Origin of the sequence: Parvularcula sp. LCG005, from assembly GCF_032930845.1 — a bacterium.
Taxonomy (GTDB): domain Bacteria; phylum Pseudomonadota; class Alphaproteobacteria; order Caulobacterales; family Parvularculaceae; genus Parvularcula.
Window position 1 is genome coordinate 1,311,427 of sequence record NZ_CP136758.1, and the last position, 25,519, is coordinate 1,336,945.

Annotated in this window: 29 protein-coding genes; 20 read left to right on the forward strand and 9 right to left on the reverse strand. The window is 58.9% G+C overall.

All coding sequences use genetic code 11. The annotated features are described in order from the left end of the window. Positions 1-29: 29 nt before the first annotated feature. Entirely contained in the window at positions 30-494 is a 465-nt protein-coding gene (locus RUI03_RS06120; protein WP_317289399.1) for an Lrp/AsnC family transcriptional regulator, read from the reverse strand. Positions 495-674: 180 nt separating this feature from the next. Between RUI03_RS06120 and RUI03_RS06125 the strand changes: the two genes are divergently transcribed. The 8 genes from RUI03_RS06125 (at position 675) to tgt (ending at position 9,078) form a co-directional block, all read left to right on the forward strand. Further along, positions 675-1,676 carry a Ppx/GppA phosphatase family protein gene (locus RUI03_RS06125; protein WP_317289400.1) on the forward strand — a complete coding sequence of 334 codons (1,002 nt, stop codon included), beginning with the start codon at positions 675-677 and terminating at the stop codon, positions 1,674-1,676. A 75-nt stretch (positions 1,677-1,751) separates the two neighbouring features. Next, entirely contained in the window at positions 1,752-2,561 is an 810-nt protein-coding gene (locus tag RUI03_RS06130; protein WP_317289401.1) for an RlmE family RNA methyltransferase, read from the forward strand. Then, positions 2,562-3,098 (forward strand): hypothetical protein, encoded by a 537-nt coding sequence (locus tag RUI03_RS06135; protein WP_317289402.1) that lies wholly within the window; start codon positions 2,562-2,564, stop codon positions 3,096-3,098. Then, positions 3,099-4,574, forward strand: a complete 1,476-nt coding sequence (gene guaB / locus RUI03_RS06140; RefSeq protein WP_317289403.1) for an IMP dehydrogenase — start codon at positions 3,099-3,101, stop codon at positions 4,572-4,574. A 19-nt stretch (positions 4,575-4,593) separates the two neighbouring features. Beyond that, positions 4,594-5,901, forward strand: coding sequence for an RsmB/NOP family class I SAM-dependent RNA methyltransferase (locus RUI03_RS06145; RefSeq protein ID WP_317289404.1), 1,308 nt, complete (start codon positions 4,594-4,596; stop codon positions 5,899-5,901). Between the two features lie 302 nt (positions 5,902-6,203). Further along, positions 6,204-6,812, forward strand: coding sequence for a DUF4167 domain-containing protein (locus RUI03_RS06150; RefSeq protein ID WP_317289405.1), 609 nt, complete (start codon positions 6,204-6,206; stop codon positions 6,810-6,812). An 87-nt stretch (positions 6,813-6,899) separates the two neighbouring features. Continuing rightward, entirely contained in the window at positions 6,900-7,970 is a 1,071-nt protein-coding gene (queA, locus tag RUI03_RS06155; protein ID WP_317289406.1) for a tRNA preQ1(34) S-adenosylmethionine ribosyltransferase-isomerase QueA, read from the forward strand. Beyond that, positions 7,963-9,078 (forward strand): tRNA guanosine(34) transglycosylase Tgt, encoded by a 1,116-nt coding sequence (gene tgt, locus RUI03_RS06160; RefSeq protein WP_317289407.1) that lies wholly within the window; start codon positions 7,963-7,965, stop codon positions 9,076-9,078. The genes queA and tgt overlap by 8 nt, the downstream gene beginning before the upstream one ends. Here the strand turns inward: tgt and RUI03_RS06165 are convergent. The 4 genes from RUI03_RS06165 to crtY are packed head-to-tail and all read right to left on the reverse strand — an operon-like array spanning position 9,075 to position 13,293. After that, positions 9,075-9,596 (reverse strand): sterol desaturase family protein, encoded by a 522-nt coding sequence (locus RUI03_RS06165; protein ID WP_317289408.1) that lies wholly within the window; start codon positions 9,594-9,596, stop codon positions 9,075-9,077. The genes tgt and RUI03_RS06165 overlap by 4 nt on opposite strands. Then, positions 9,593-10,561 carry a phytoene/squalene synthase family protein gene (locus tag RUI03_RS06170; RefSeq protein WP_317289409.1) on the reverse strand — a complete coding sequence of 323 codons (969 nt, stop codon included), beginning with the start codon at positions 10,559-10,561 and terminating at the stop codon, positions 9,593-9,595. Before RUI03_RS06170 ends, RUI03_RS06165 begins: the two co-directional genes overlap by 4 nt. A gap of 15 nt (positions 10,562-10,576) precedes the next feature. Next, positions 10,577-12,094: a phytoene desaturase gene (locus RUI03_RS06175; RefSeq protein WP_317289410.1), complete on the reverse strand. Its 1,518-nt coding sequence runs from the start codon at positions 12,092-12,094 to the stop codon at positions 10,577-10,579. Further along, positions 12,091-13,293 (reverse strand): lycopene beta-cyclase CrtY, encoded by a 1,203-nt coding sequence (gene crtY / locus RUI03_RS06180; protein WP_317289411.1) that lies wholly within the window; start codon positions 13,291-13,293, stop codon positions 12,091-12,093. Before crtY ends, RUI03_RS06175 begins: the two co-directional genes overlap by 4 nt. Before the next feature lie 246 nt (positions 13,294-13,539). Between crtY and RUI03_RS06185 the strand changes: the two genes are divergently transcribed. Together RUI03_RS06185 and RUI03_RS06190 are read left to right on the forward strand one after the other, a co-directional pair. Next, complete coding sequence (locus RUI03_RS06185; protein WP_317289412.1) at positions 13,540-13,953, forward strand: NADH:ubiquinone oxidoreductase subunit NDUFA12; 414 nt, start codon at positions 13,540-13,542, stop codon at positions 13,951-13,953. 54 nt (positions 13,954-14,007) lie between these two features. Beyond that, a complete protein-coding gene (locus tag RUI03_RS06190; RefSeq protein WP_317289413.1) occupies positions 14,008-14,643 on the forward strand; it encodes a DUF2155 domain-containing protein in 636 nt (211 codons plus the stop codon). On the opposite strand, the gene aat is transcribed toward RUI03_RS06190, so the two are convergent. After that, entirely contained in the window at positions 14,595-15,269 is a 675-nt protein-coding gene (aat, locus tag RUI03_RS06195; protein ID WP_317289414.1) for a leucyl/phenylalanyl-tRNA--protein transferase, read from the reverse strand. The genes RUI03_RS06190 and aat overlap by 49 nt on opposite strands. Before the next feature lie 106 nt (positions 15,270-15,375). Between aat and RUI03_RS06200 the strand changes: the two genes are divergently transcribed. Next, positions 15,376-15,885, forward strand: a complete 510-nt coding sequence (locus tag RUI03_RS06200; RefSeq protein ID WP_317289415.1) for a DUF305 domain-containing protein — start codon at positions 15,376-15,378, stop codon at positions 15,883-15,885. Here the strand turns inward: RUI03_RS06200 and RUI03_RS06205 are convergent. Continuing rightward, complete coding sequence (locus RUI03_RS06205) at positions 15,882-16,085, reverse strand: hypothetical protein (RefSeq protein ID WP_317289416.1); 204 nt, start codon at positions 16,083-16,085, stop codon at positions 15,882-15,884. The genes RUI03_RS06200 and RUI03_RS06205 overlap by 4 nt on opposite strands. An 18-nt stretch (positions 16,086-16,103) precedes the next feature. Here RUI03_RS06205 and RUI03_RS06210 point away from each other — a divergent pair, with 18 nt between their 5' ends. The 6 genes from RUI03_RS06210 (at position 16,104) to RUI03_RS06235 (ending at position 21,856) form a co-directional block, all read left to right on the forward strand. Then, on the forward strand, positions 16,104-17,063 hold the full coding sequence (locus RUI03_RS06210) for a lipid II:glycine glycyltransferase FemX (RefSeq protein WP_317289417.1): 960 nt from the start codon (positions 16,104-16,106) through the stop codon (positions 17,061-17,063). A gap of 37 nt (positions 17,064-17,100) precedes the next feature. Further along, positions 17,101-17,892: an SDR family oxidoreductase gene (locus RUI03_RS06215; protein ID WP_317289418.1), complete on the forward strand. Its 792-nt coding sequence runs from the start codon at positions 17,101-17,103 to the stop codon at positions 17,890-17,892. A 118-nt stretch (positions 17,893-18,010) separates the two neighbouring features. Then, positions 18,011-19,411: a pyruvate dehydrogenase complex E1 component subunit beta gene (locus RUI03_RS06220; RefSeq protein WP_317289419.1), complete on the forward strand. Its 1,401-nt coding sequence runs from the start codon at positions 18,011-18,013 to the stop codon at positions 19,409-19,411. A 23-nt stretch (positions 19,412-19,434) separates the two neighbouring features. Then, positions 19,435-19,956: a DUF805 domain-containing protein gene (locus RUI03_RS06225; protein ID WP_317289420.1), complete on the forward strand. Its 522-nt coding sequence runs from the start codon at positions 19,435-19,437 to the stop codon at positions 19,954-19,956. Next, positions 19,956-20,504 carry a DUF805 domain-containing protein gene (locus tag RUI03_RS06230; RefSeq protein ID WP_317289638.1) on the forward strand — a complete coding sequence of 183 codons (549 nt, stop codon included), beginning with the start codon at positions 19,956-19,958 and terminating at the stop codon, positions 20,502-20,504. Before RUI03_RS06225 ends, RUI03_RS06230 begins: the two co-directional genes overlap by 1 nt. Before the next feature lie 11 nt (positions 20,505-20,515). Continuing rightward, positions 20,516-21,856, forward strand: coding sequence for a pyruvate dehydrogenase complex dihydrolipoamide acetyltransferase (locus RUI03_RS06235; RefSeq protein ID WP_317289421.1), 1,341 nt, complete (start codon positions 20,516-20,518; stop codon positions 21,854-21,856). A gap of 69 nt (positions 21,857-21,925) precedes the next feature. Here the strand turns inward: RUI03_RS06235 and RUI03_RS06240 are convergent, their stop codons facing one another. Continuing rightward, entirely contained in the window at positions 21,926-22,162 is a 237-nt protein-coding gene (locus RUI03_RS06240; protein ID WP_317289422.1) for a DUF6356 family protein, read from the reverse strand. A 78-nt stretch (positions 22,163-22,240) separates the two neighbouring features. Continuing rightward, on the reverse strand, positions 22,241-22,705 hold the full coding sequence (locus RUI03_RS06245) for a DUF2306 domain-containing protein (protein WP_317289423.1): 465 nt from the start codon (positions 22,703-22,705) through the stop codon (positions 22,241-22,243). Between the two features lie 125 nt (positions 22,706-22,830). Here RUI03_RS06245 and lpdA point away from each other — a divergent pair, with 125 nt between their 5' ends. From lpdA to RUI03_RS06260, 3 genes are all read left to right on the forward strand, one after another. After that, entirely contained in the window at positions 22,831-24,237 is a 1,407-nt protein-coding gene (gene lpdA, locus RUI03_RS06250) for a dihydrolipoyl dehydrogenase (RefSeq protein WP_317289424.1), read from the forward strand. Between the two features lie 85 nt (positions 24,238-24,322). Beyond that, positions 24,323-24,619 carry a hypothetical protein gene (locus RUI03_RS06255; RefSeq protein WP_317289425.1) on the forward strand — a complete coding sequence of 99 codons (297 nt, stop codon included), beginning with the start codon at positions 24,323-24,325 and terminating at the stop codon, positions 24,617-24,619. A 123-nt stretch (positions 24,620-24,742) separates the two neighbouring features. Continuing rightward, positions 24,743-25,465: a hypothetical protein gene (locus tag RUI03_RS06260; protein ID WP_317289426.1), complete on the forward strand. Its 723-nt coding sequence runs from the start codon at positions 24,743-24,745 to the stop codon at positions 25,463-25,465. Positions 25,466-25,519: the final 54 nt, after the last annotated feature.

Genomic DNA, 25,519 nt, shown 5'->3' on the forward strand with positions numbered 1-25,519 from the left:
CAAGCTGCCGAACTGGCAGCCGAATCTGCCTAGTGATTCATCGGCAAGACGGGACGCCGAAGAACCTCCCGCAGCGTGAAGCTCGATTCAATCGAAGCGATATTCTCGGTACGCAGAAGGCTTTCCGACAGGAAACTTTCATAGGCCGTCAGGGTCGGCAGAACCACCCTGAGGAAATAGTCGAACTTGCCCGTCACGAGGTGACATTCCATGACCTCACTGCGCTGGGAGATCGTCTGTTCAAATGCCCTCAGGGCAACCTCATCCTCTTTCTCCAGCTTGACGAGAATGATAACGGTAACAGGAAGTCCGAGCACGTCACGATCAACGTCCGTCCGATATCCCTTGATCACGCCTTCTGTCTCGAGACGCCGTAACCGCCGCAGGCAGGGGGTCGGCGAAAGACCGACCCGTTCTGCCAATTCGGCATTGGTCATGCGGGCGTTACTCTGCAAATGCGTGAGAATTTTAATGTCGATCTTGTCGAGCTTCACGCGATCCTCCTGCGTTGCGGACAGTCCTAAGCCCAAAACATGGGGTGCTGCAAGCAAAACGCGCAACATTCGGCCAATAGTATAAGGCTTGCCGTGAGTGACTTATTGCGCGTACCTTTTCGGGCAAGACTTGTCGGCCCGTGGTCGACGGCGAGGACGCATAAACAAAGGTCGTAAGGTATGGTCGCGCGTAGAGATTGGCGACGCAAGGGAAGACGTGAAACGGCCCCATGTTTTGCGGCTATTGATCTCGGAACAAACAATTGCCGTCTGCTGATCGTCACGCCGCAATCCAAGGGATTTCGTGTTGTTGATGCCTTCTCGCGCATCGTCCGCCTGGGGGAAGGATTGGGCAGCACGGGACGACTGGGCGATGCCGCCATGGACCGGACCATGGACGCCCTCAAAATCTGTGCAGACAAGCTGGCCGCGCGCAATATCAAGCGATTGCGCTGTATAGCGACGCAAGCCTGTCGCCAGGCGTCAAACGGCCCTGATTTCCTGCAGCGAATCGAAAAGGAAATCGGACTGAACTTTGATGTCATCACGCCGGAGGAAGAGGCGACCCTGTCGGTGAAGGGCTGCCACGACCTGATCGACCCTGCGGCCAAGGCTGTCATGGTGTTCGATATTGGTGGCGGGTCCACTGAAATTTCCTGGATCAATACCAGCACGGATCCCATGACGACCGGAGCGTGGACATCCATGCCCTATGGTGTCGTGACGGTAGCCGAGCGCCATGGCCATGCCGAGATGACCAGGGCGGAATTCGACGCCATCGCCAACGACGTCGCCTCGCTTGTCCGACAGACATCGGTGCCCGATGAGATCGCCGATGCCTTCAGGAATGGTGATGCGCATCTGATCGGAACGTCGGGGACGGTCACCAGCCTTGCCGGCGTTCACCTCAAGCTGAAACGATATGTTCGCCGTGATGTGGACGGACTATGGCTGACTGCCGCTGAGGCCGCCGCTGTCACGGAAAGCCTGCGCTCTGCCGGTGCCGTCGCACGGGCGGAGGAACCCTGTATCGGTGAGGAGCGTGCCGACCTCGTCATTCCCGGCTGTGCAATCCTGCAGGGCATTTTGCAGGCATGGCCCACCGATCGCATCAGGGTCGGTGATCGAGGCTTGCGTGAGGGCGTGTTGATTGATCTGATCGAGCAATGGCGCCGCCGCTGACACCCCTGAGACCCCTGACAGGGTCATCGCCGGTGGAGGCTCTTGCGTTTTTGGCAATCTTCGCTATTCACCGCCATGGCTCAACCTCCAAAGAAACCCACAAAATCCACCAAGCGCGGCAAGGCGCGACGGACGAATCTTGCCCAGACGGCGCTGGGTAAGGAGCCGGAGAAGCGGGGCCTGTCCAAAAAACCGCATTCGGATGGGGAACAGCTCGCCGCGCGCGAGCTGACGACCAAGGTCAAGACGGCGCGCGGGCGCAAGATGTCGTCGACGCTGTGGCTCCAGCGTCAGCTCAACGACCCCTTCGTTGTCCGTGCCAAGGCTGAGGGATACCGCAGCCGCGCAGCCTATAAGCTCATTGAGCTGAACGAGAAATTCAACTTTCTGAAGCCTGGCGGGCGAATCGTCGATCTGGGGGCGGCCCCGGGCGGCTGGTGCCAGGTCGCCGTCAAGGAAACCGGCAAGACAGGGCATGTGGTCGGCATCGACTATTTGGGCATGCCGCAGGTGGATGGCGCTGAGGTACTCGAGCTCGATTTCCTTGAGGACGGAGCGCCGGACCGTCTGAAAACCCTGCTCGATGGCGAGGCGGACGTGGTCATGTCGGACATGGCCGCGCCAACGACAGGGCACAAGGCAACCGATCACATGCGCATCATCGCGCTGGCCGAGAGCGCGCTCGACTTCGCCGAAGAAGTCTTGAGCCCCGGCGGTGTCTTCCTCGCCAAGGTGCTGCAGGGCGGCAGTGAGAAGTCGCTGCTTGATCGCCTGAAGAACAAGTTCAGGACGGTGGCCCACGCCAAACCCAAGGCGAGCCGAGCGGATTCCGCCGAGATGTATGTCGTCGCCATAGGCTTCATTCCACAAGGGAAGAAATCATAGATGACCATCATCTGCGCCTATCGTGACACCGCTGCGGGCAAGACCTGGCTCGGATCAAACAGCCGTGGGCTGGTGGGTGATACCGTCCTTCCCGGTGATGTGAGCAAATGGACAATTTTCGGTGACTGGGCCTTCGCGTTCTCGGGCAAGGGACTTGTGACGGATGTCATTCTCGGTCTGGAAGCGGAATTTCCGAAGACGGATAAAAATGTCCATGCGGTGGTGGCGCTTATCCGCAAGGCGCTGCGGGACATGGAGATTGGCAAGGAAGATGACGGCGCCATGGATTTCCAGACCCATGGCCTGCTCGTCCACCGGTCCGGCAAGATTTACGACATTGACGGGCATCTGTCCGTCGCGCCGATCAACGAAGACACATTGTGGGCCTGTGGCAGCGGCATGGACTACGCGCTTGGGGCCTCGCACGCCCTGACAGCGCAGTCGATCAGTCCACGCGACGTTCTGAAGTCATCAATTGAAGCGGCAATCGCACTCGACAGCGGTTGTCCGGGTACACCGATAATCGAGGAGTTTTAGATGCACATCCGTGACGCTTTTACATTTGACGACGTGCTGCTGGAGCCCGGTCCATCCAATGTGATGCCCAGCCAGGTGAACGTCCGGACACGGCTGACTCGCGAAATCGACCTCAATATTCCTATCCTTTCATCGGCGATGGATACGGTGACCGAGGCGGAGATGGCCATCGCCATGGCTCAGAATGGCGGCATCGGGGTCCTGCACCGGAACCTGACCATTGAAGAGCAGGCCGAGCACGTGCGGCGCGTCAAACGCTTTGAAAGCGGCATGGTGGTCAATCCATATACCTTATCGCCTGATGCAACGCTCGGTCAGGCCAAGGCTATCATGGAAGCCCGCCAGATTTCCGGTTTTCCGGTTGTTGAAAATCCTGATGAAGCTGGCGTCGGCCGGCTGGTCGGTATTCTGACGACCCGGGATATACGGTTCGCCACCAATCCGGACATTCCGGTCCGTGAACTGATGACCTCCGATGACCTTGCTGTAGTGCGCGTGGGTGCGACGCAAGAGGAAGTCCGCGACATTGTCCATCGCCGTCGGATTGAGCGGGTCATCGTGGTTGATGACCATTATCGGTGTATCGGTCTGATTACGGTCAAAGACATGCTAAAATCCGAGCGTTATCCTGATGCGGTCAAGGATGAGGCAGGGCGCCTGCGTGTTGCCGCTGCATCGACCGTCGGCGACGCCGGTTATGAGCGGGTGGAAGCCCTGATTGATGCGGGCTGCGACGTGATCGTGATCGACACGGCCCATGGTCATTCGATCAAGGTGTCCGAGCAGGTCGAACGCATCAAGAAGATGTCGAGCCGGACCCAGGTCATCGCCGGGAATGTCGCAACCTATGAAGCGGCCAAGGCTCTGGCCGGTGCAGGCGCTGATGCCATCAAGGTTGGTATCGGCCCGGGATCGATCTGTACAACTCGTGTGGTCGCAGGCGTCGGCGTCCCTCAACTGACGGCTGTCGCGGATGCCGCGCGCGCGGGTGATGAAGAGGGTGTGCCGGTGATCGCCGATGGCGGCATCAAATATTCGGGTGACATGGCCAAGGCGCTGGCTGCCGGTGCGGCCTCCTGCATGGTCGGCAGTCTTCTGGCCGGAACCGACGAAGCGCCCGGCGAAGTGTTCCTGTTCCAGGGTCGTTCGTACAAGTCCTATCGCGGGATGGGATCGATCAGCGCCATGGCTCGCGGTTCTGCGGACCGCTATTTCCAGGCCGATGTGAAGGAACAGATGAAACTTGTCCCTGAAGGAATCGAGGGCCGCGTCAATCACAAGGGTCCGATTGCACCGATCCTGCATCAGCTCGTCGGCGGTATCCGCGCCTCTATGGGGTATGTTGGTGCGGCTACACTGCCAGAGATGAAGGAAAAGGCTCGCTTCGTCCGCATTACCAATGCAGGCCTGCGCGAGAGCCACGTTCACGATGTGTCCATCACTCGTGAAGCACCAAATTATCCAAGTCCGAATTAAAATATCAGAGGCGTAGATTATGCGTGATGGTGGCCGTGTATCAGCAGCGATGGAAATCCTCGATGATTTCAATTCGCGACGTGTACCGCTGAAAGTCTGCCTGTCTGATTGGGCGCGCAATGCGCGTTTTGCCGGGTCGAAAGACCGCGCCGCCATTTCCGGCCTTGCTCTGGACGTCTTGCGGCGTCGGGAAAGCCTTTATGCGACCGATGGCGGGACACGCATGGCCGTCGCGCTGGCGCTTCGTCACCTCTGGGCGTGGCCGGTGAAGCGTATTGTGGATGCCTATGCCGACGAACCCCACGGTCCGGGTGATCTTGATGATCTCGAGCTGGAACTGATCGAGCAGGGCATTCCGACACCAGAGGAAAAAAGCGAGCAGGCGGAAGTGCCGGCTTTCGTTTACGACATGCTTGCCCGCGTGTCCGACGATCCGGTGGCTGAGGGGCTTGCCTCTTGCGCGCGTGCAGCGACGGATCTGCGCGTAAACACGCTGAAGGCGGATCCTGAAAAGGCGATGAAGGCCCTGGTAACGGTCGGTGTCGAACCGTCTGTCTACGCGGTGAACGGTCTTCGGGTCCCGGCGCCATCGCCCGACCAACGCGCCGCCGATGTGACGATCACGCCCGCCTATCAGAAGGGCTGGGTGGAGGTGCAGGACGAAGGTTCACAGATTGCGGCGCTGGCCGCGGGCCGACTTTCCGAGGACCGACAGGGAGCGCAGGTTCTCGACTACTGCGCTGGCGGGGGCGGTAAATCGCTGGCCCTGGCAGCATTGATGGACAATCGTGGCCAGATTTTTGCCTATGACAATGACGCCCGGCGCCTGGCACCGATCTTTGAGCGGCTGACCCGCTCCAATATCCGCAATGTGCAGGTCATCAGTCCGGCTGAGGATGTCAGCAAGCTCGAGGAGCTTGTCGGGAAGATGGACGTCGTCTTCGTGGACGCCCCCTGTACGGGGTCAGGAACCTGGCGTCGCCGGCCCGACACCAAATGGCGCCTGACCGAAGAACAGCTGGCGACACGCATGGATGAGCAGGATGAGGTTCTTGGACTGGCAGCCCAATACGTCAAACCGGGCGGCGCACTGGTCTATGTCACCTGTTCGGTTTTTGCCGAGGAAAACGAGGACCGCATCGCTGCATTTCTCAGCCGTAACGAAGGATTTACCCTATCCGACGCCCGCGCCGCGATCATTCAGTCCGGCGGCGTGCGCGCAGACAGTGACCTTCCGCCGCTCAGCGAGGGAGGCACTTTGCGCCTTTCACCCCGTCTGACCGACACCGATGGGTTCGGAATCACGCGCCTTCAGCGGCGCTCGTGAGATTTTCGTCTCAGGGGTTGGAATGTTCCGTTATTCGCGCTAAGGCTTGAGTCGTGGACGAACATGTGTTCGCCATTTGACTTCCCACCGCCTAAAACTGGTTATTGGCATTTGCTGTATCAGCAATGTGGTGGGCGAGGATAAACATCCTTCGCAACGGAGTCAGTCAAGAGCAATCAGCGTTATCTGAACTGTCGACAGGGGCAGTGCAGAGTGGGGTTTTCTGAACATTTTGTTTGGATTTGGCATTGAGGTGAACTCAATACCTCCGCACGCGAGAACAGGATTATCAATTTACGCTTATGGCGCAAAATTCGAAACGCGGGCGTCAGAACAACAGACGCCGTCAGGGTGGGAATAATCTCAACCGTTCCATGGATTCCACGGGCCCAGAGGTCAAGATCCGCGGCACGGCAGCGCAGATATACGATAAATACCAGACACTTGCGCGTGACGCAGCGTCTGCGGGTGATCGTGTGCGCGCGGAGAGCCTCCTTCAGCACGCTGAGCACTATTTTCGTGTGATGCGCTCCATGCAGAGTGCGGCTGAGAAGCAGGAAGGGCGTTCTCACGAGGATCGTGGGGACAATCGGTCCGATGATCGTGATGATAATCAGATCGATCAGGACGACGACAATGATGACAATGAGGCCGAGGAGGCGCCGCGTCCGGCCGCCCGTTCGCCTCGTCGCTCAGAAAAGTCTGACAAGTCCGACAAGGCTGAAAAGGCTGAGAAATCAGAAGCCGAGGCCACCTCCGCCAACGAGACTGACGCCAGTGCCGATGATGAAGAGGGCGGACCGAAACGGCGTCCTCGTCGCCGTCGTGCGCCGCGCCGGAGCGCCGAGGCTGGTGATGACGGTTCGGAATCGTCATCAGAAAACGCTGATGAGTCGGCGCCGGCCGCTTGACCGACTGCGGTGTGAAGGCCTGTTTCGGGCCTTCTCTTCAAATGCTGGATGTTGACCGCGGCCGACGGTCATTCCAGGGACGCTTCCATGTCGCCCGACGATTTCGACTTTGTTCTTCCTGAAGAGCTCATTGCGCTTGAGCCGGCCCAGCCGCGCGACAGCTCGCGTCTGCTGCATGTTCGGCCCGATGGTCTAGGCCATCACACATTCCGTGAACTGCCGACCCTCCTTCGGCCCGGCGATGTCCTTGTCATTAACGATACCAAGGTTTTTCCCGCCGCCTTGACCGCCATCCGTCCCGCGCGCGCGGAGGGCGGCGGCGGTGATGTTCAGGTGGACGTCAATCTCCTGCATCCGGTTTCGGAGGAGGAAAAGGTGGTTGTCTGGCGCGCCTTTGCCCGACCCGCAAAACGCCTGCGCGAGGGCGATATCTTGCACTTCGGCGATAGGTTCAGTGGCGAGATTGTCGCCCGTCGGGCGGGCGAGATCGATCTTCGCGTTTCCCTTTCTGCTGATCAGTTCATGCGCGGACTGCATGACGTCGGGCAAATGCCGTTGCCGCCCTATATTGCGCGCAAGCGGGGCACGCGGCCGGAGGATCGGGAAAATTATCAGACCATCTTTGCACGGCTTGAAGGTTCTGTTGCTGCGCCGACCGCGGGCCTGCATTTTACCGACCAGACTTTTGCCGATCTCGAGGCCCGGGGAATCAGCGTTGAGCGGGTGACACTGCATGTAGGGGCTGGCACGTTTCTGCCGGTGACCGCTGACACGATCGAAGACCATCAGATGCACGCGGAATGGGGTGAGGTCACGGAAGAGACAGCGCAACGCCTCAACACAGCGATGGCGGAAGGCCGCCGCATTGTCAGTGTCGGGACAACATCAACACGCCTTCTTGAATCAGCGGCCGTGTCCAAGGGTGTTCTTGCCCCTTTCCGGGGAGAGACATCAATTTTCATCACGCCTGGATATGAGTTTAAAATCATCGGCGCGTTGATCACAAATTTTCACCTGCCCAAATCAACCTTGCTGATGCTAATCAGCGCCTTCGCCGGGTCATCCACCATCAAGGCGGCCTATGACGCCGCCGTCGCCCGTCAGTACCGGTTCTATTCCTATGGCGACGCCTGCCTGATTGAGAAATCCTATGACTGAGTTTTCGTTTGATCTCTTGAGTACCGACGGACAGGCGCGCCGTGGTGAAATCACGACACCGCGCGGCAAAATCCAGACACCGGCTTTCATGCCGGTTGGTACGGCCGGGACCGTCAAGGCGATGCAGACCCGCGATGTGAAATCGACGGGCGCTGAAATCATTCTGGGGAATACCTATCACCTCATGCTGCGCCCAACGGCCGAGCGTGTGGCAAAGTTTGGTGGCCTTCACCGCTTCATGCAGTGGGATGGCCCCATCCTGACCGATAGTGGCGGGTTCCAGGTCATGTCGCTGGCCAAACTCCGCAAGCTGACCGATGAGGGCGTGTCGTTCCAGAGCCATATCGATGGCTCGCGTCATATGCTAACGCCTGAGCGTTCGATCGAGATCCAATGCCTTCTGGGGTCGGATATTCAGATGCAGCTCGATGAATGTCCCCCTTATCCGATTACGCAGGAGGCCTCACTGACTAGCCTCGAACTGTCGGTCCGGTGGGCAAAACGCTCCAAGCTGGCGTTTGAACGTCTGTCCGAGCCCGGGCAGGCGCTGTTCGGTATTGTTCAGGGGTCGGTTTTCGAAGACCAGCGCAAGCGGTCGGCAGAGGCGCTGCAGGAAATTGGCTTTCCCGGCTATTCCATCGGCGGGCTGGCCGTGGGTGAGGGGCAGGAACAGATGTTCCGTGTGCTTGATTTCACGACGCCGTTCCTGCCGACAGACAAGCCGCGCTACCTCATGGGGGTGGGCAAGCCGCTTGACCTTGTGGGGGCGGTTGAACGCGGCGTGGATATGTTCGATTGCGTCATGCCAACACGGTCTGGCCGTCACGGGCAGGCATTCACCTGGGACGGGGCGATCAATATCAAGAACGCGACTTTTGTCGATGATGAGTCGCCCCTCGATGCAGGTAGCGACTGCCCCGCTTCCCGCGACTATTCAAAAGCCTATCTCAATCATCTGTTCCGAGCCGGTGAATATCTCGCGGCGACCCTGCTCAGCTGGCACAATCTGGCTTTCTATCAGGAGCTCATGGCCCGCATGCGGACGGCCATTGCCGAAGGGCGCTTTGAAACCTTCGCTGCGGAATTCCGCGCGCGTTATCAGGGTTAGGCCTCTTTCGTTTCCGCAGAGCCTGCCGTTACCGACGCACCGGGACGATGCCGACCCTGCAGCGTCCGCAGCTGGTCCTTCAGTTTGTGCGGATCCATCGCCCACACGAAACCAAAGCTGACCGCCCCTTCCTTGGTCTGGACGGCGTGGTGGATCTTGTGGGCCTGCACGACGCGCTTGAAATAGCCCTTTTTCGGCACCCATTTCCACGGATAGCGCTGGTGCACGAGGCCGTCGTGAATGACCGTGTAGATGATGCCGTAAAGCAGTATCCCTAGCGCGATGTAGAAAAGCGGTGCCCAGACAAACGTACCGATGCCGAACAGGACAATCGACAAGACACTGAACACCACGGCGTAGTAGTCGTTCTTCTCGAGCAGATTGTTATGTGGCTCATGGTGGTCCTTGTGCCAGTCCCAGCCCCAGCCATGCATGATATATTTATGCGCCCACCATGCGGTGAACTCCATCGCTGCGGTTGTGCCGAACACCAGAAGGATTTTGATGAAGAGGCTCACGTGACAGGCCTCGTCCACAGAAGGGCAGGGCGCGGCGGCAGCTTGCGGAAGAACTGCGATTTTGACGTGGCGCCCTGAAGGCATCCAAGGCCTGCCAGCGCGAGCTTGCGCCGCCGTGAGGTGCGGGCGCGCTCGTCCCAGGCGGCGGTCCCGTTCTTGCGGACAACCCGGCCGATATCGCGATAGACCCCGCGCGCTGCGGCGACCGCAAACCCTGCACGGATGGGCAGACGCCGAACGCCCGGACCGGACGACCGGTAATACCTGTCCGCTTCATCAAGCAGACGCAGCGCCACCGTCCAGACGGCTTCGCGATTGTCTGTGTCCAGAACAGCCTCTGGGGTTGGCTCAACACCCGCTTCGCGCAACCAGTCGGCAGGCAGATAAACCCGGCCGATGCGGGCATCATCGATGATGTCGCGGCAGATATTGGTGAGCTGGAACGCAATGCCAAGGTCCGAGGCACGATCGAGCGTGTCCTGATCATCCGGGGCGACGCCCATGATGATCGCCATCATGACACCCACGACACCGGCCACGTGGTAGCCGTACTCAAGAGTGTCCGCGAGGGTTTCATAAGACCTGTCCGCCACATCCATTTCAAAGCCGTGCAGAAGTTCGAGCGCGTGCTTTTCGGGCATGCCGGTATCTTCAGTGACCGTCTGAAGCGCGAGAAAAGCGGGTTCGATGACCGTTCCGCCGGTCATGGCGCGGTGGGTCTGCTCACGCAGATAGGCCAAATCGCTGGCGCTCGGGACATGGGGCTGACCATCCGGTGTCGGTGTGCTGAACCCCAGATTCTGACCATCGACCACGTCATCGCAGTAGCGGCACCATGCATAGAGCATATGCGCATGACGTTTCATGCGCGGCCGAAACAGAAGCGACGCGAGCGCGAAGCTTTTCGATCCTTTCGAAATGGCCTCGCTAGCCTTGGCCGCGACAATGTCCTGGTCGATCGCCATCGGTTTCCTCTTTCCCTAGACCGCTTTTTCGGTTGCCGGAGACGCAAGCCCGAAATCGTCAATCATCAGACCGGCTGTGGCCTTGGCTGACCCTACCACACCCGGAATGCCCGCGCCGGGATGGGTCCCGGCCCCGACAAAATACAGGTTTTCAATCTCGTCGTCACGATTGTGCAGCCGGAAATAGGCGGACTGGGTCAGGATGGGTTCAATGCTGAACGCTGAGCCCACATGAGCATTCAGTTTTGTTTCGAAATCGGCGGGCGTGAAAATGTGGCTGGTGACCAGATTTTCCTTCAGGCCGGGCAGATACCGCGCATCGAGATAGTCAAAGATCTTGTCGCGATATTCTAGCCCCGTGACCGACCAGTCGATCTTGGCCTTGTCGAGATTGGGGACGGGCGACAGGGCATAGAACCCGTCGCAGCCCTCAGGCGCCAGGGCCGGGTCGGTTGCGGTTGGGCGGTGCAGATAGAGCGAGAAATCATCCGGCAGAGTAGGGCCGTTGAAGATCTCCTTGATCAGCTCACGATAGCGCGGGCCGAACAGGATGGAATGGTGAGCGATTTCCGGAAACTGCTTCTTCACCCCGAAATAGGTCACGAACAGGGAGTTTGAATACCGCTTGGACTTAAGCGATTTCGTCATGCTCTTGCCGCGTGGGGTCCGACCCAGCAGCTTCTCATAGGTGTGGACGATGTCCGCATTCGACGCGATCGTGTCAAAGGACGCGGTATAGCCCGAACGCGTCTTGATCGTCCGTACGCGGTCAGCGGCCATGCCGATCTCTGTCACCGGATCATCAAGGATGATCGTGCCGCCCAGATCACTGAACAATCGGCCCATCGCCTGGATCAGTGCGCCTGTGCCACCGCGGGGAAACCACACGCCCCATTTGCGCTCAAGCGCGTGGATCAGGGCATAGATGGAGGAGGTCTTGTGCGGGTCGCCACCGACCAGCAGGGTGTGGAAGCTGAACGCCTGGCGCAGCTGCTCGTCCTCAATGAAATCTGCAACCCGTCCGTAGACGGATCGGAAGGCCTGCAGTGTCGCCAGTTGCGGTGCCGCCCGGACCATGGACCAGAAATTCAGGAACGGGACAGCGCCGAGCTTCAGATAGCCTTCTTCGAACACGGCCTCGGAATATTTGTAGAAGCGTCTGTACCCTTCAACGTCTTTTGGGTTTTTCGCCCGGATCTGTTCCTCGAGCCGTTCAGATTCCTTGTTGTAGTCAAAGGTGTAGCCATCTTCCCAGTGCAGACGATAAAGCGGGTCGACTTCGATCAACTCCACATAATCTTCGAGCTTGCGCCCGGCATCGGCAAACAGCTCCTGCAGCGCGGACGGATCTGTGACGACCGTGGGCCCGGCATCGAAGGTGAACCCGTCCATCTCGTAGACGTAGGCTCTGCCCCCGAGTTTGTCGCGTCCCTCGATCAGGGTCGTGTCAAAGCCTGCGGTCTGCAGCCGGCAGGCCAGCGCCAACCCACCAAAGCCGCCACCAATCACCGCTGCCTTAGGGGCAATACTCATCCAAGCTGTCCTTCTTCAATCTGATCCCCGCGGCCGGTCGCTGCGAGGTGCCTGATGGCGCGGGAAATAGGCACCGGCGGTTTGCCGGCCAGTATGCGTATTTGATCCTGCCACGTATTTCGCCCTGCATAGAACCGGGAAATAAGGGGTTGGGGCAAGCCATAGAAGCGTTGCAGGACAATATACCGCTCCTGCGGCCGGGCCGCCCGGAACAGCATCCTGTTCAGCATTCTATAAAACCGATGGGTCTGCCATTGGCGCTGGGCGTAGTGCCTGATCATTTCGCTCGCCGCGGCGGTCATGCGCGGAGATGACGCAGCAATGAGATCGGCCAGCCGCACGGCATCCGGCACTGAATAGCCTGTCACCGGATGAAAAAGTCCGGCCCGCAATCCCAGCGGCGCCGGCCCGCCCTCGAAGGCCGACCAGTAGGCGTTGATATCACCGTCCAGAACAATCGGCAGGATGCCGCGCTCTTCTCGAGCGATCTCCTCCACCGTCCAGCCTCGTGCAGCCGCATAGCGAAAGATTTCTTCCTTCAGTGTCGCCGTCGGGAGGTCCGCACCATCTGCGTAATAGGTATCTTCGATGATTGCACTGCGGGCCGTCAGCGGCAGCACGTAGACGAAGCGATAGCCGTCCGTCTGCGGCACAGTGGCGTCCATGATCGTGGGAATGGTTTCGCCGTGTGGACTGCTGAAGGAGAGCTCAAGACCGAGAAATTTCTGGAAAGCGAGGGCCATATGCGGCGAGGGGATCGGGCCGCGTGCATCAAAGACCAGGGGAGCGTTGAATGTTTCCTCGCCACGACCCGTCCGAATGGTCGCCGCTTCAGCTGTCAGATCGCTCACATTGGCGCGGGTGCGAATCGTCAGCGTCGGCAGGCGCTCGGTCAGTATCTGGGCGAAATGCTCGGAGGTGATGGACCGATAGCCGACGGCAATCTCTCTTTGGCGGGCGGGAAACGCGACCTTCTGGGCCGGCCAGGAATAGCTGACGAATGGCTCGATCCATGACAGCTCATCGGCGGTCAGATCAGTCTCATGAAAGGACCATGTGTGATTGCCGCCAAGGGCGGCGTCGCGCTCAAGAAGAAGAATGCGCAAATCGGGCTGCGCCTTCAGCAGGCGATAGGCGGTCAGGCCGCCGGACAGGCCACCACCGGCAATGATGACATCAAAAGTCGGTGCGGCATTCATGAAAACGGATGTGCCGGTTTTCGATCATCCCGTCCAGTCGGTGACAATGCCGCAGAGAAAAGGCCCCGGCGTGCGACCGGGGCCTTTTGTGCAAGAATGTTAGTGATCAAACGGTAGAAGTACTCTCCCGTCCATCTGCAAAGGTCAGGCCAGTCGTCCGGCAAATCGCGTGGCCTATTGAGACCTAGACAGGCGGACCGCACAGGGCGATAAGCGCCTTCAGAACGACAGGTTTCAGGATCAGGCATGCTCGGCTTCATCAAGCGCATTTTCATCTGGTGGCACGACAACACGCTCGGCCATTCCTTCACCATGTGGAAGCGCGGTGCACGCCTTGTGGGTGAGGATGTGCAGGGAAATCGCTATTACGAGGAGAGCAAGCCGGGTTCATTTTCCGGCGGCGGCAAGCGTCGTTGGGTCGTCTATCACGGCCATGCTGATGGCAGCCGGGTCACGCCGGAATGGAATGGCTGGCTGCATCATACGTTTGATGAGCCGCCGACGCTCGAGAACCTGCCGGTGAAGAAGTTCGAGAAACCCTACCTGCCAAACATGACGGGTACGCCCATGGCCTATCACCCCAAAGGGTCCCTTTCCCACAGCGCTGAAAAGGGTAAGGTTGCAGAACCTTATGAGGCGTGGAGCCCCGAAAACGCCTAATTCCGGCATTAGCTGGTGACGACAATGCGCTGCAGGAGGATCGGATCGTTGAATATGTTCAAGCTTGGACCGGTCATCGCACTGTCAATCCTCTCTGTCGGCATGGCTGTCGCGCAAGACGACGTCGCAGCGCCCACGGAAGAAGAAACACGAACAGAACGCCTCGGCTGGACGCTGCCGCCGCTGCCGCCTGAAAAGGGCGAGCCGCTGGGTGAGCTTGATCGGCTGTCACAGTCGGCGTCCGGTATCAGCTTCGGTGTTGATCTCTACGATGCGCGCAAGGACAATCCGCTGAAGCCTGTCTCGGTTACTATCCGTGCCCTCGACAAGATCACGGCGACCTTCACCGACATTCAGATTCCGATCGGCGAAGAGGCTCAATACGGACCGCTGACCCTTCTGCCGCGGACATGCGACAAACGTCCGCCTGAGGAGACGCCGGAAACCACGGTCTTCCTCGAAGTGTATTCCACCAAGGACGACGTTCAGGGCGAGCGTGCCCGTGCCCGCGAAGGGGAAGCGACTCCAGTCGCCCGGTCATCAATCAGAATGGCGGACGAGAAGTCGGCACCACGGCCAGCACTCTTTCGGGGATGGATGTTCGCGTCCTCGCCGTCACTAAACGCGCTGCAGCATCCGGTCTACGATGTCTGGGTGATTGACTGCAAAATGGTCGAGCCCGGCATCTGATCGGGCAGGGCTGCAAAATCAGCCTCGGTCTGTACCGCGTCCGCCAGCAGAATTTGATAGTCATCGGCCGGGACTTCCATCGTGCCAAACTGGACGAGATGATCGTTCTGGAACTGCGTGTCGAGCAGGCGATAGCCGCCGGCTCTGAGCTTTGCGACCAGGTGGACGAGTGCCACCTTGCTGGCATCCGTGGCGCGCGAAAACATGCTCTCGCCAAAAAACGCGCCGCCTATCGACACGCCGTATAATCCGCCCACGAGCGTGCCATCCTCGGTCCGCGTCTCGACACTGTGGGCAAACCCCAGTTCGAACAGTCCTGTATAGGCTTCGAGGATCTGCTCATTAATCCAGGTGACCCGCCGTCCAGCCTGCGGCTCGGCACATCTCTGCATCACCGTGCGGAAATCGGTGTCCGACGTCACGATATATCTGTCCTGACGAACGGTCTTCCTCAGTGACTTTGAGATGTGGAAACGATCGAGCGGAATGACACCCCGAAGTTCTGGGTGCACCCAGTAAATCTCATCGGCCGTCGCATCGTCGGCCATCGGGAAATACCCGATCTGATAAGCCTGCAGCAGAAGCTCGGGCGTCAGTTTCTGCGGCGCGGAATCGTCATCAGGCATGGGTTGATTATGGCCAACTCCCCACCCGACGTCACGCACTCGTGCAGGGAAAAGGGGAACAGGCTGTGAGACCTTGTCGTTAACCCGGTAATAGCGAGGAGATATCATGAAATACAGCCGGTTTGCCGCAATGATCCTGACATCCACCGTCATCATGCTGGGGCTGATGTACCTCAACACCTATGCGTTCGAGCACGTACGTTGGAGCGAGACGCGCTTTTACATGGCCATTCTGATGGGCGCAGTGATGGCGATCATCATGCTCAGCTTCATGCTCGGCATGTATGAGAACAAGAAGATCAATCTCGGCATCTACGCCGGCAGCGCTGTTGTCTTCGTGCTGATGCTGTTTCTCGTGCGCAGTCAGGTCACGGTTGCCGATCGCAGCTATATGAGCGCGATGATCCCTCACCATTCAATTGCGATCATGACGTCCGAGAGAGCCAATATTGAGGACGTGCGCGTGCGCGAACTGGCGGACGACATCATTCGTGCCCAGCGCAAGGAGATCAAGGAGATGGAATGGCTGATCGAAGACATCTCCAGAAATGGCCCCGTGACGACGGAAGCCGAGGCAGCGGAAAGGCCCGTTCCCGCATATGAGGGCGAGATCTAGAACATGCACCAGACGCCGTAGCAGCGGTCCAGAGCGTATTTGAAAAACATGTACAGCGCGTAGTCGATCACCACGAGAACAAGCATGATCGGCAGAGCGATGTTGATCAGGATCAGACGAAGGCCCGTACGGGTAAGGCGCGGCGAGGGCAGGTGAAGATCGTCACCGCCGGTCTTAAGTTGTTTTTTTCGTCCGAACACTCCTAGCACCTTCCTATTGTGAACGATCAGACCACCGCTGACATCGCCGTCGAATGGGACGCTCTTTCCGCCAAGGAATGGTCTTCGCTATTGGCGAAGGCCCCCATTGCGACGTTCCAGCAAAGCTATGGTTTTGGTGAAGTGATTCGCGCGCATCGCGGCGGGATCTTTCGAGTCCAGCTGCTTGCCGATGGGAAGACCGTTGGTCTTGCACAGATCCACACACGGCGCCTGGCCGGGTTGGCCACGCTCGCGACCCTGATGCTGGGGCCGGTATGGCTGGCGGACCATGTGCCGGTCGATATCAAGGCGGCGCTCTATTCTCAGCTGAAAAAAACGTTGCCGGTCAAAGGTGTTCACGCGTTCGTTGTGATGCCTTGGGAAGGCGATGAGGGGCCCGCCTCGCTGGGCCTGAAACAGGTGGTGACGCCCTATCACACGGCACTGATCAATCTCGAGCCCACTGAGGATGACCTCTTGGCGGGCCTTGATCGCAGCTGGCGCAACAAGCTGCGGGGCGCGCAGAAGTCATCGGTTCGAATCTCACCTCTTGGTCGAACCGAACAGCAATATGGCTGGTTATTGCAGAAAGAGCGCGAGCAGCAGAAGCGCATCGGCTATCGCGCCATGCCTGTCGGTCTTGTCCCCGCATGGGCAGAGCAGACAGGGCAACAGGCGCTGTATGGTTGGGAAGCGAAAATGGGCGATGAGCGCCTTGGCGGGATTCTATGCCTGCGGCACGGCACCACAGCCACGTACCATATTGGTTGGGCGAGTGAGGCGGGAAAGAAGGCCAAGGTGATGAACCTTCTTTTGTGGACCGCCATGACCGCCCTGAAGAAAAAGGGCGTCCGCATCCTCGATCTCGGCGGCCTCGATACCGATCACGGACCGGGGATCGCGACGTTCAAACTGGCCAGCGGGGCCCGGCTCGTGTCGCAGCCCGGGACGTTCCTCTTGCGAGCGGGCTGGCGGTAGGGCATCCCTCTCTCAAAACGAGAAGTGGAAACGCCCCATGACCTATCCGATCCAGTACGACATGAAGGGCCAGTCCTGTTTCATGTCCGGGGCAACCTCCGGCATCAACGAGCAGATCGCGCGCCGCTTCGCCGAAGCGGGGGCAAACATCTTCGTGATCAGCAGGTCGCCGGAAAAAGTGCAGCGGACAGTCGACATGCTGAAAGAGGCAGGCGGCGAGGCGTCCGGCTCCCCCGTCGACGTGCGTGACTATGATTCGGTGGTGTCAGCGGTCACCCGGGCACAGGCGACTTTTGGCAACTTCGACGTCGTGTTCGCTGGCCAGGCGGGCAATTTTCCCGCCGGCGCGGCGCAGATGTCGGCCAATGCCTTCAAGTCGGTGATCGACATCGATCTCCTCGGCACATTCAACGTTTTCCGCGCCACGATTGAGCACGCGAAAAAGCCCGGGGCCAGTTATCTTGCCATCTCTGCGCCGCAGGCGACGCGTCCCTGGCTGTTCCAGTCCCATGTTTGTGCCGCGAAGGCCGGCGTGAACATGCTCATCAAGTGCTGCGCCCTTGAATGGGGCGCCAGCGGTGTTCGCGTCAATGCGATCTCGCCTGGTCCTATCGATGGCACCGAAGGGATGGAGCGTCTCGCACCAACGGAAGAATTGAAGGCAAAAGTTGCGGATGCTGTGGCCATGAAACGCATGGGCAATCGTGACGACATTGCCGAAGCGGCGCTGTGGCTGTGCTCGCCAGCCGCGTCTTACGTCACGGGAACCGTGCTTGAAGCCGAGGGCGGAATGACGCTCGGTGACGCGACGAATGCCATGAAACTCTAAAAAAGCGAGCAGAACGCGAATTTCGCACTGCACCTAAGCGGTTATCGGGTCCAGACCCGTTGCGCGAAGGGCCGTGCATGGATAGACCCCAGCGACTAATTTCGGAGGCTGTGCCCGTATGACGATCCAGGTTTTGATGCCTGCCCTTTCTCCCACCATGGAAGAGGGCACCCTTGCCAAATGGCTCAAGAAGGAAGGCGACACCGTTTCTTCCGGTGACATTCTCGCTGAAATCGAGACCGATAAGGCGACGATGGAAGTCGAGGCTGTGGACGAGGGCACGATCGGGAAAATTCTCGTCGCCGAGGGCACTGAGAATGTGAAGGTCAATGCGCCGATCGCCATTCTTCTCGAAGAAGGCGAAAGCGCCTCTGACATCTCCGAAGATGACATGAGCGCGCCGGGCAATGAGAATCCGTCGCCGCAAGTGGCCGATACCGAAACTTCGGCTGATGACGCGGAAGCCGTGGCTGATGCGCCGCCATCCATGACCAATCTGGCGGCCGCCGAGCCTGAAATTCCTGAAGGCACCAAGATGGTCGAGATCGTGCTGCGCGATGCGCTGCGTGACGCCATGGCCGAGGAAATGCGCCGCGACGCCGACGTGTTCGTGATGGGCGAAGAAGTTGCCGAATATCAGGGGGCCTACAAGGTCACCCGCGAACTGCTGCAGGAATTCGGTGAGAAGCGCGTCGTCGATACTCCGATCACGGAATACGGCTTTGCCGGTCTGGGTGTCGGGGCGGCGTTCGCCGGTCTGAAGCCGATCGTCGAGTTCATGACCTTCAACTTCGCCATGCAGGCGATCGACCATATCATCAACTCGGCCGCCAAGACGCGCTACATGTCCGGCGGTCAGATGGGCTGCCCGATCGTGTTCCGTGGCCCGAATGCTGCGGCCTCACGCGTGGCTGCACAGCACAGTCAGGACTATGCACCATGGTACGGCCACGTCCCCGGTCTGATCGTCATCGCGCCGTATTCGGCGATGGACGCCAAGGGCCTTCTGAAAGCCGCCATCCGCAACCCGAACCCGGTCGTCTTCCTCGAGCACGAACTGCTCTACGGGGAGAAGGGCGAAGTGCCGGAGATGGATGACTTCGTCCTGCCGATCGGCAAGGCCAAGGTTGCCCGCGAAGGGACCGATGTGACCATCGTCTCCTATTCACGCGGCGTCATGTTCGCGCTTCAGGCGGCTGAGAAACTGGCCGAAGAGGGCGTCTCGGTCGAAGTGGTCGATCTGCGGACAATCCGTCCGATGGATACAGAAACCATCATCAAGTCGGTCAAGAAGACCAACCGTCTTGTCACCGTAGAAGAAGGCTGGGGCCCAATGGGCGTCGGCGCGGAAGTGGCGTGGCGGGTGACGAATGAAGCCTTCGACTATCTCGATGCGCCGCCTGTTCGGGTGACACAGGAAGACGTCCCTCTGCCTTACGCAGCCAATCTCGAAGTGCTCAGCCTGCCTAACGCTGACAAAGTCGTGAAAGCTGTGAAAAAGGTCATGTACACGGACTAAGTGCCGGGAAGGACGCCAGCGGGATGTTCGATTTTCTGTTCAATACAAAAGGGCGGATTTCCCGCAAGGGCTATCTGCTGGCATTTCTGTTACCTTACATTGCGTTGGCGGAGATTTTGCCGCGCATCCTTCACGCCATGGGTCTGACCAGCGGTATAGTTATCGTCTTCTTCGGACTTTTATCCCTGTTCTACCTGTGGCCAAAGGTCTTCGCTGTTCCCGTTCGGCGCTTTCATGACATGGGCCTAACAGGGTGGTTCCATGCGGGTGTTCTCGGGTTGGTCATGCTGGCTCTCATCATCATGCTTCAGGGCATTTTCAATGAGATAGGTGACTTGGTCGCGTTTTCAGAGATAGATAATCAGCAGCAGCAGACCGCAGTCACGGCCGCCATGGAAGAAAGCGGGCGCTTCAAGTTGGGCCTCATCCTCTTTAACAGCGTTTTCCTGCTGGAGGCACTTCTGTTTGCGATCAAACCAGGCACTCCGGGACCCAATAAGTTCGGCAATGATCCGCTCGAATCGGGCCGGGGGTATGCGGATTGATGCGCATCTTGCGGTTTCTCTATTCTCTGGACGGACGGGTGTCGCTGAAAGGCATCTGGCTTTTCACCATCAGCGCTGCCGTGGTGCTGCAACTCCTGCCGCGCCTGTTGGCCAGTGCGCCGATCGCGATCGCAACTGCCATCGTCGGCATGGTCAATCTGGCGCTGATCTGGCCGAGCGCCATTGCCGTCCCCGTCAAGCGGTTTCACGACCTTGGACGGTCCGGCCGCTGGGCGTTCATTCTCTTCGCAGGCGCCGCTCTGGGAATGATTTTCATCTTCATGGACCTTGCGAGCCTTGCGCCGACGGTCGGCATGACCGGCCTTGAGGCCCTTCTTAATTTTGATGCCTATTACGCCGCGATGACGCAGCAGCCCGTTATTGGCGATGACCCCGCCGGGCTGACAGCCATCGGCTGGGGCGGCTTTTCGCTGGCCCTTATCTTTTCGATCATTGGCTTCGGGATCACCCACTTGATCCCGGGCGAGAAAGCAGACAACCGCTTCGGGCCACGCCCCGAACGGTTCTACACGTTCCCTTCGCGATAGGAGAAGAAGACATGCCAACCCCAATTTTGATGCCCGCCCTGTCGCCCACCATGGAAGAAGGCACGCTCTCCAAATGGCTGGTCAAGGAAGGCGACACGGTGTCTTCCGGTGACGTGATCGCCGAGATTGAAACCGACAAGGCAACGATGGAAGTCGAAGCCGTCGACGAAGGCAAGATCGGCAAGATCGTCGTGGCCGAAGGCTCTGAAAACGTGAAGGTCAATGAGCTGATCGCTGTCATTCTCGAAGACGGCGAGAGCGCAGATGATATTGATATCTCAGTGCTTGGCGGTTCATCGGCTGGCGGTGAGAAGAAATCGGAAGAGGCCTCGCCTAAAAAAGAAGCAGACGCATCGCCCGCACCGGCGCCCGGTCCAACGGCCGCGCCATCGACGGCGGGATCAAGCGCGCCTGCATCCTCGGACAAAGGTGGCCGGGTCATGGCATCGCCATTGGCCAAGCGCATGGCGAAAAACGAGGGGCTCGACCTTTCGGCGATCAAGGGCACAGGTCCCCATGGTCGGGTCGTGAAGCGCGACATTGAAAAAGCACTGAAGGACGGCACGGGCAAAGCCGGCGCAGCATCGGCCGCCGCGGCACCTTTCTCTGCGCCAGCGGCCGGCGTCGATGCACGCCTTTATCCGGCGGATTCCTACGAAGCGATCAAGAACGATGGCATGCGGAAGACGATCGCCAAGCGTTTGAACCAGAGCTTCAACTCAGAGGTGCCGCACTTCCCGCTGAACGTGGATGTGGAATTGACGAACCTTCTGGCCGCGCGCGAAGCCCTGAACGCCATGTCTCCGCCAAAAGGTGAGGATGGCTTCTACAAGATCTCGGTCAACGACTTCATCATCAAGGCGTCGGCCGCCGCGCTGATTGCTGTTCCTGCGGCCAACGCGACCTACACGGATGATGCAATCCTGCGCCATAAGCATGCCGATATTGGCGTGGCTGTGGCCATCGATGGCGGCCTGATCACGCCGATCGTCTGGAAGGCCGAAACCAAGGGCCTGAAAGAGATCTCTGCCGAGATCAAGGACATGGCCGGTCGCGCACGATCCAAGAAACTGAAGCCTGAAGAATATCAGGGCGGCACGTTCGCCGTGTCGAACCTTGGGATGTTCGGCATCACCAGCTTCTCCTCCATCGTCAACCAGCCCCATGGTGCCATCATGTCGGTCGGTGCCGGAGAGGAACGGGCGGTTGTCCGCGATGGCCAGATCGTCATCCGCAACATGTGCACGATCACGCTGACCTGCGATCACCGCGTGGTGGACGGCGCTGTCGGTGCGCAGTTCATTTCGGTATTCAAGAAGTTCGTCGAAAATCCATCGACCATGCTGCTCTAGGTCAACGCAGCGCTCCAATGCAAAAACCCCCGCTGCGGCGGGGGTTTTTTATTGCACAATTTTCGGTGGTTATTCCGCGGGCTGATAGGTGTCTGCGCGATGACGGCGCTCACTCGCTTCCTGATGCAGCTTGAACAGCATGTTCGACCCGGTCCGGGTGAAGAGGAAGGGGAACAGGCCATGCAAGAGGCAGGCGACACCCGCAATAATCATGCGGGTGCCAATACTGGAGGCCCCGTTCAGGTGCTGAAAATAGGATTCACCGACACTCGTCGGATGTGCCTTGAACTTGTCTACGATCGCCACGCCGCCACCCCATCAGTAATGCTGGGCTAAAGGCTAGAAATGCTCAACGTCGCCGTCAAGAGCGGTTTCTGCTGAGACTTATTCACTCGGCTCGCAGTCTGTCGTCTGAGAGATATTCGAATAGCAGGTCTGGAAGATGACATCATGCATCATCCGGCCCGGCATCATCGCAAAAAAGCCCGCTATGATGAGGCCACCAATATAGCTGATGATGAAAGGGCGCGCGTGCTTACGCAGTTTTGGTCCGCCCTGCATGATGCGTCTCACGCCGTGAATTAAGGCGAAGAACGTCGTCAGAGTGAGAATGTGAATCCAGCTGAATCGGTGCCACCAAGGGTCACCAGGTTCGACAGGATGCTGGATGAAGGCGGAGCTGATGACCACACCGAACATCAGAACGACCCAGATCACGCCGATTGTCCGGTGCGGAAGGGTGCCCTTGGGCATGATCAGCTGGATCGTTCCGAGGAAGAAAGCCAATATGGCCGCAATGGCGTGCACCTGGATGTGTACGGGCGCAGCCCAAAGAAGATCCAGATTCATTTTAGCGCCCCCATTCCACAGCCCAAGGCTAACCCGGACTTTTCGCGCCAAGCAAGAGATAATCAGGCTTTGCCTTGATAGCCGATTTGCCGTTAGACACGCCCGAACGAAGAAAGAGGATCCTCATGGCGGATAAATTCGACCTGATCGTGATTGGTGGCGGCCCTGGCGGTTACGTGGCGGCCATTCGTGCAAGCCAGCTGGGCATGAAGACGGCACTTGTAGAAAAAGAACACATGGGCGGCGTCTGTCTGAACTGGGGCTGTATCCCCACCAAGGCGCTGCTGCGGACGGCCGAAGTCTACACCAACATGAAACATGCGTCGGCATTCGGTCTCAAAGCGGACAATATCGGCTTTGACCTCGACGCCGTCGTGAAGCGGTCCCGCACCGTCGCTGGCCAGCTATCCAAAGGTGTCAGTGGCCTGATGAAAAAGCACAAGGTGCAGGTCTTTGATGGCACAGCCAGTATCGCGGCCGGACCAAAGGTCAATGTTGCGGGCAAGGACGGCAAGTCGACCACCATCGAGGCCTCCCACGTCATTATCGCTACGGGTGCCCGCGCACGGACAATTCCTGCGGCCGGGCTGGAGCCAGATGGCAAGTTTATCTGGACAGCGCGCGAAGCAATGACCCCCGACATCATGCCTGAACGCCTGCTTGTGATCGGGTCCGGTGCGATCGGCATTGAGTTCGCCAGCTTCTACAATGCCCTGGGGTCGAAGGTAAAAGTGGTCGAGATGCTCGACCGGATCTTGCCCGCTGAAGATCCTGAAATCTCCAAATTCGCCGAAAAATCCTTCAAGAAGCAGGGCTTTGAGATTGCAACCGGTGCCGCAGTCGAAAAGCTCGACAAGGGCAAGGACACGATCACAGCCCACATCAAGGGCAAGGACGGCAAAGTCGAAAAGCAGGAATTCGACCGCGTGGTTCTTGCCATCGGTATTGTGGGCAACACGGAGAATCTGGGCCTCGAGAAAGTCGGCGTGAAAACCGACCGCGGCCACATCGTTGTGAACGAATGGCTCGAGACCGGTGTGAAGGGCGTCTACGCCATTGGCGACGTGGTCGGCGCCCCGTGGCTCGCGCATAAGGCGTCCCATGAAGGCGTGCTCTGCGTTGAGAAGATTGCCGGTCTGAAGGGCCTGCATCCGATGAACAAGAAGCTCATTCCCGGTTGTACCTATTGCCAGCCTCAGGTCGCTTCGGTGGGCCTGACGGAAGAGAAAGCCAAAGCCGCAGGCCACAAGGTCAAGGTTGGACGCTTCCCGTTCATCGGGAACGGCAAGGCTATCGCGCTGGGTGAGCCAGAGGGCCTCGTAAAGACCGTCTGGGATGAGAAAACCGGCGAGTTGCTCGGTGCGCATATGATCGGGGCCGAGGTGACCGAGCTGATCCAGGGCTATGGTATCGGCATGACCATGGAAGCGACGGAAGAAGACTTCTTCCACACCATTTTCCCACACCCGACCCTGTCGGAAATGATGCACGAGAGTGCGCTCGACGCCTACGGACGCGTCGTCCACATCTGATGCCTATCGGCCGAGGAACAATGTTCATTTTGTTGGACTTTGCGCCTCGGCCTTCATACATAGGGTGAAACAACAGGAGACACCCATGTCATTCGAAGGCAAATACAGCGTCACGATCGATACCCCGATGGGCCGTCAGGAGGGCACGCTCGACCTCGCTCAGGCGGGTGATGAGCTGACCGGCACCATGGCCGCCATGGGCGACAGCTCTTCCATCAAGAACGGCAAGGCTGACGGCGACACCGCAAGCTGGGAAGTCGACATCACCAAGCCGATGCCCATGACCTTGACGTTCAATGGGACCAAATCGGGCGATGCCATCAATGGCACAGTAACGCTCGGTGCGTTCGGTCAGTCGACATTCTCAGCGACCGCCGCCTAAGCCGGCTTTCATACACTTGATCTGAAACGCGCTTTTCGAAGGGAAAGCGCGTTTTTTCATATCGTTTTAACGGGCAAGAAAGCCTCAGAAGCTAGCATCCTCGCATCTCGCGGGAGTTTATGCGTGCTCACAGTTGACGAAATTGATCTTCCAGCGCCTGTCATGCGGCGTCTGCGGGAGAGGGCGGCATTTTCAGACAGTTTTGCCCGATTTCGCCATGAGCACCTGACAGGCTTCCGTCAGCCGATTGCCGCAGTGGCCGCCGTCATTGGCCCAATCCTGATCGCCTTCACCTATCTGGCCAGCGACTTCTTCACGATGATCGAGGTCGCCGTTACTTTTTCGGTGATCACCTGCCTTTTTCTGGTCTGTGCGTGGATTATCAATCGCGACGCCATTACCAACGCCTATTACCGCAGCACGGAGGCGCGCCGCGCGGCGCGTGACGATCTGCGCATAGGCCGGGCGGAGCATATGGACATGGTGCTGAAGCGCAGCCCCATCTTCTATGAGCATGCCGAAGGCGTTCTCGTCCTTGCGGAAGCGGGGCCCGATAAGACCGTTTTCTTCGACATTGACAGCGAAGGGGATGACGCGCGCTGGTTCCTCTATGTGAACGGCGACATGCACAGGGAGCACTGGTCGTGGCTGCGCCTTGGCGGTTCCGGTCGGGTGGCCCAGTTCGAGGCCAGTGGTCGTCGTCTCATTTCAATCGGAGAGCCGCCCTATTTGGAAGGCGGTGATACTTGGGACGGCATCGGCATGGCGCTTGGCGATCCCCATGACGGTGACCTGATCGACCTGAGTTTCGATGAAGCGCGGATGACCATCTCCCGGCTTCTCTGATCGCGACATTCTGGCCAAATCTGTTCTTTTGCGGCGCAATACCGCACGATCTCG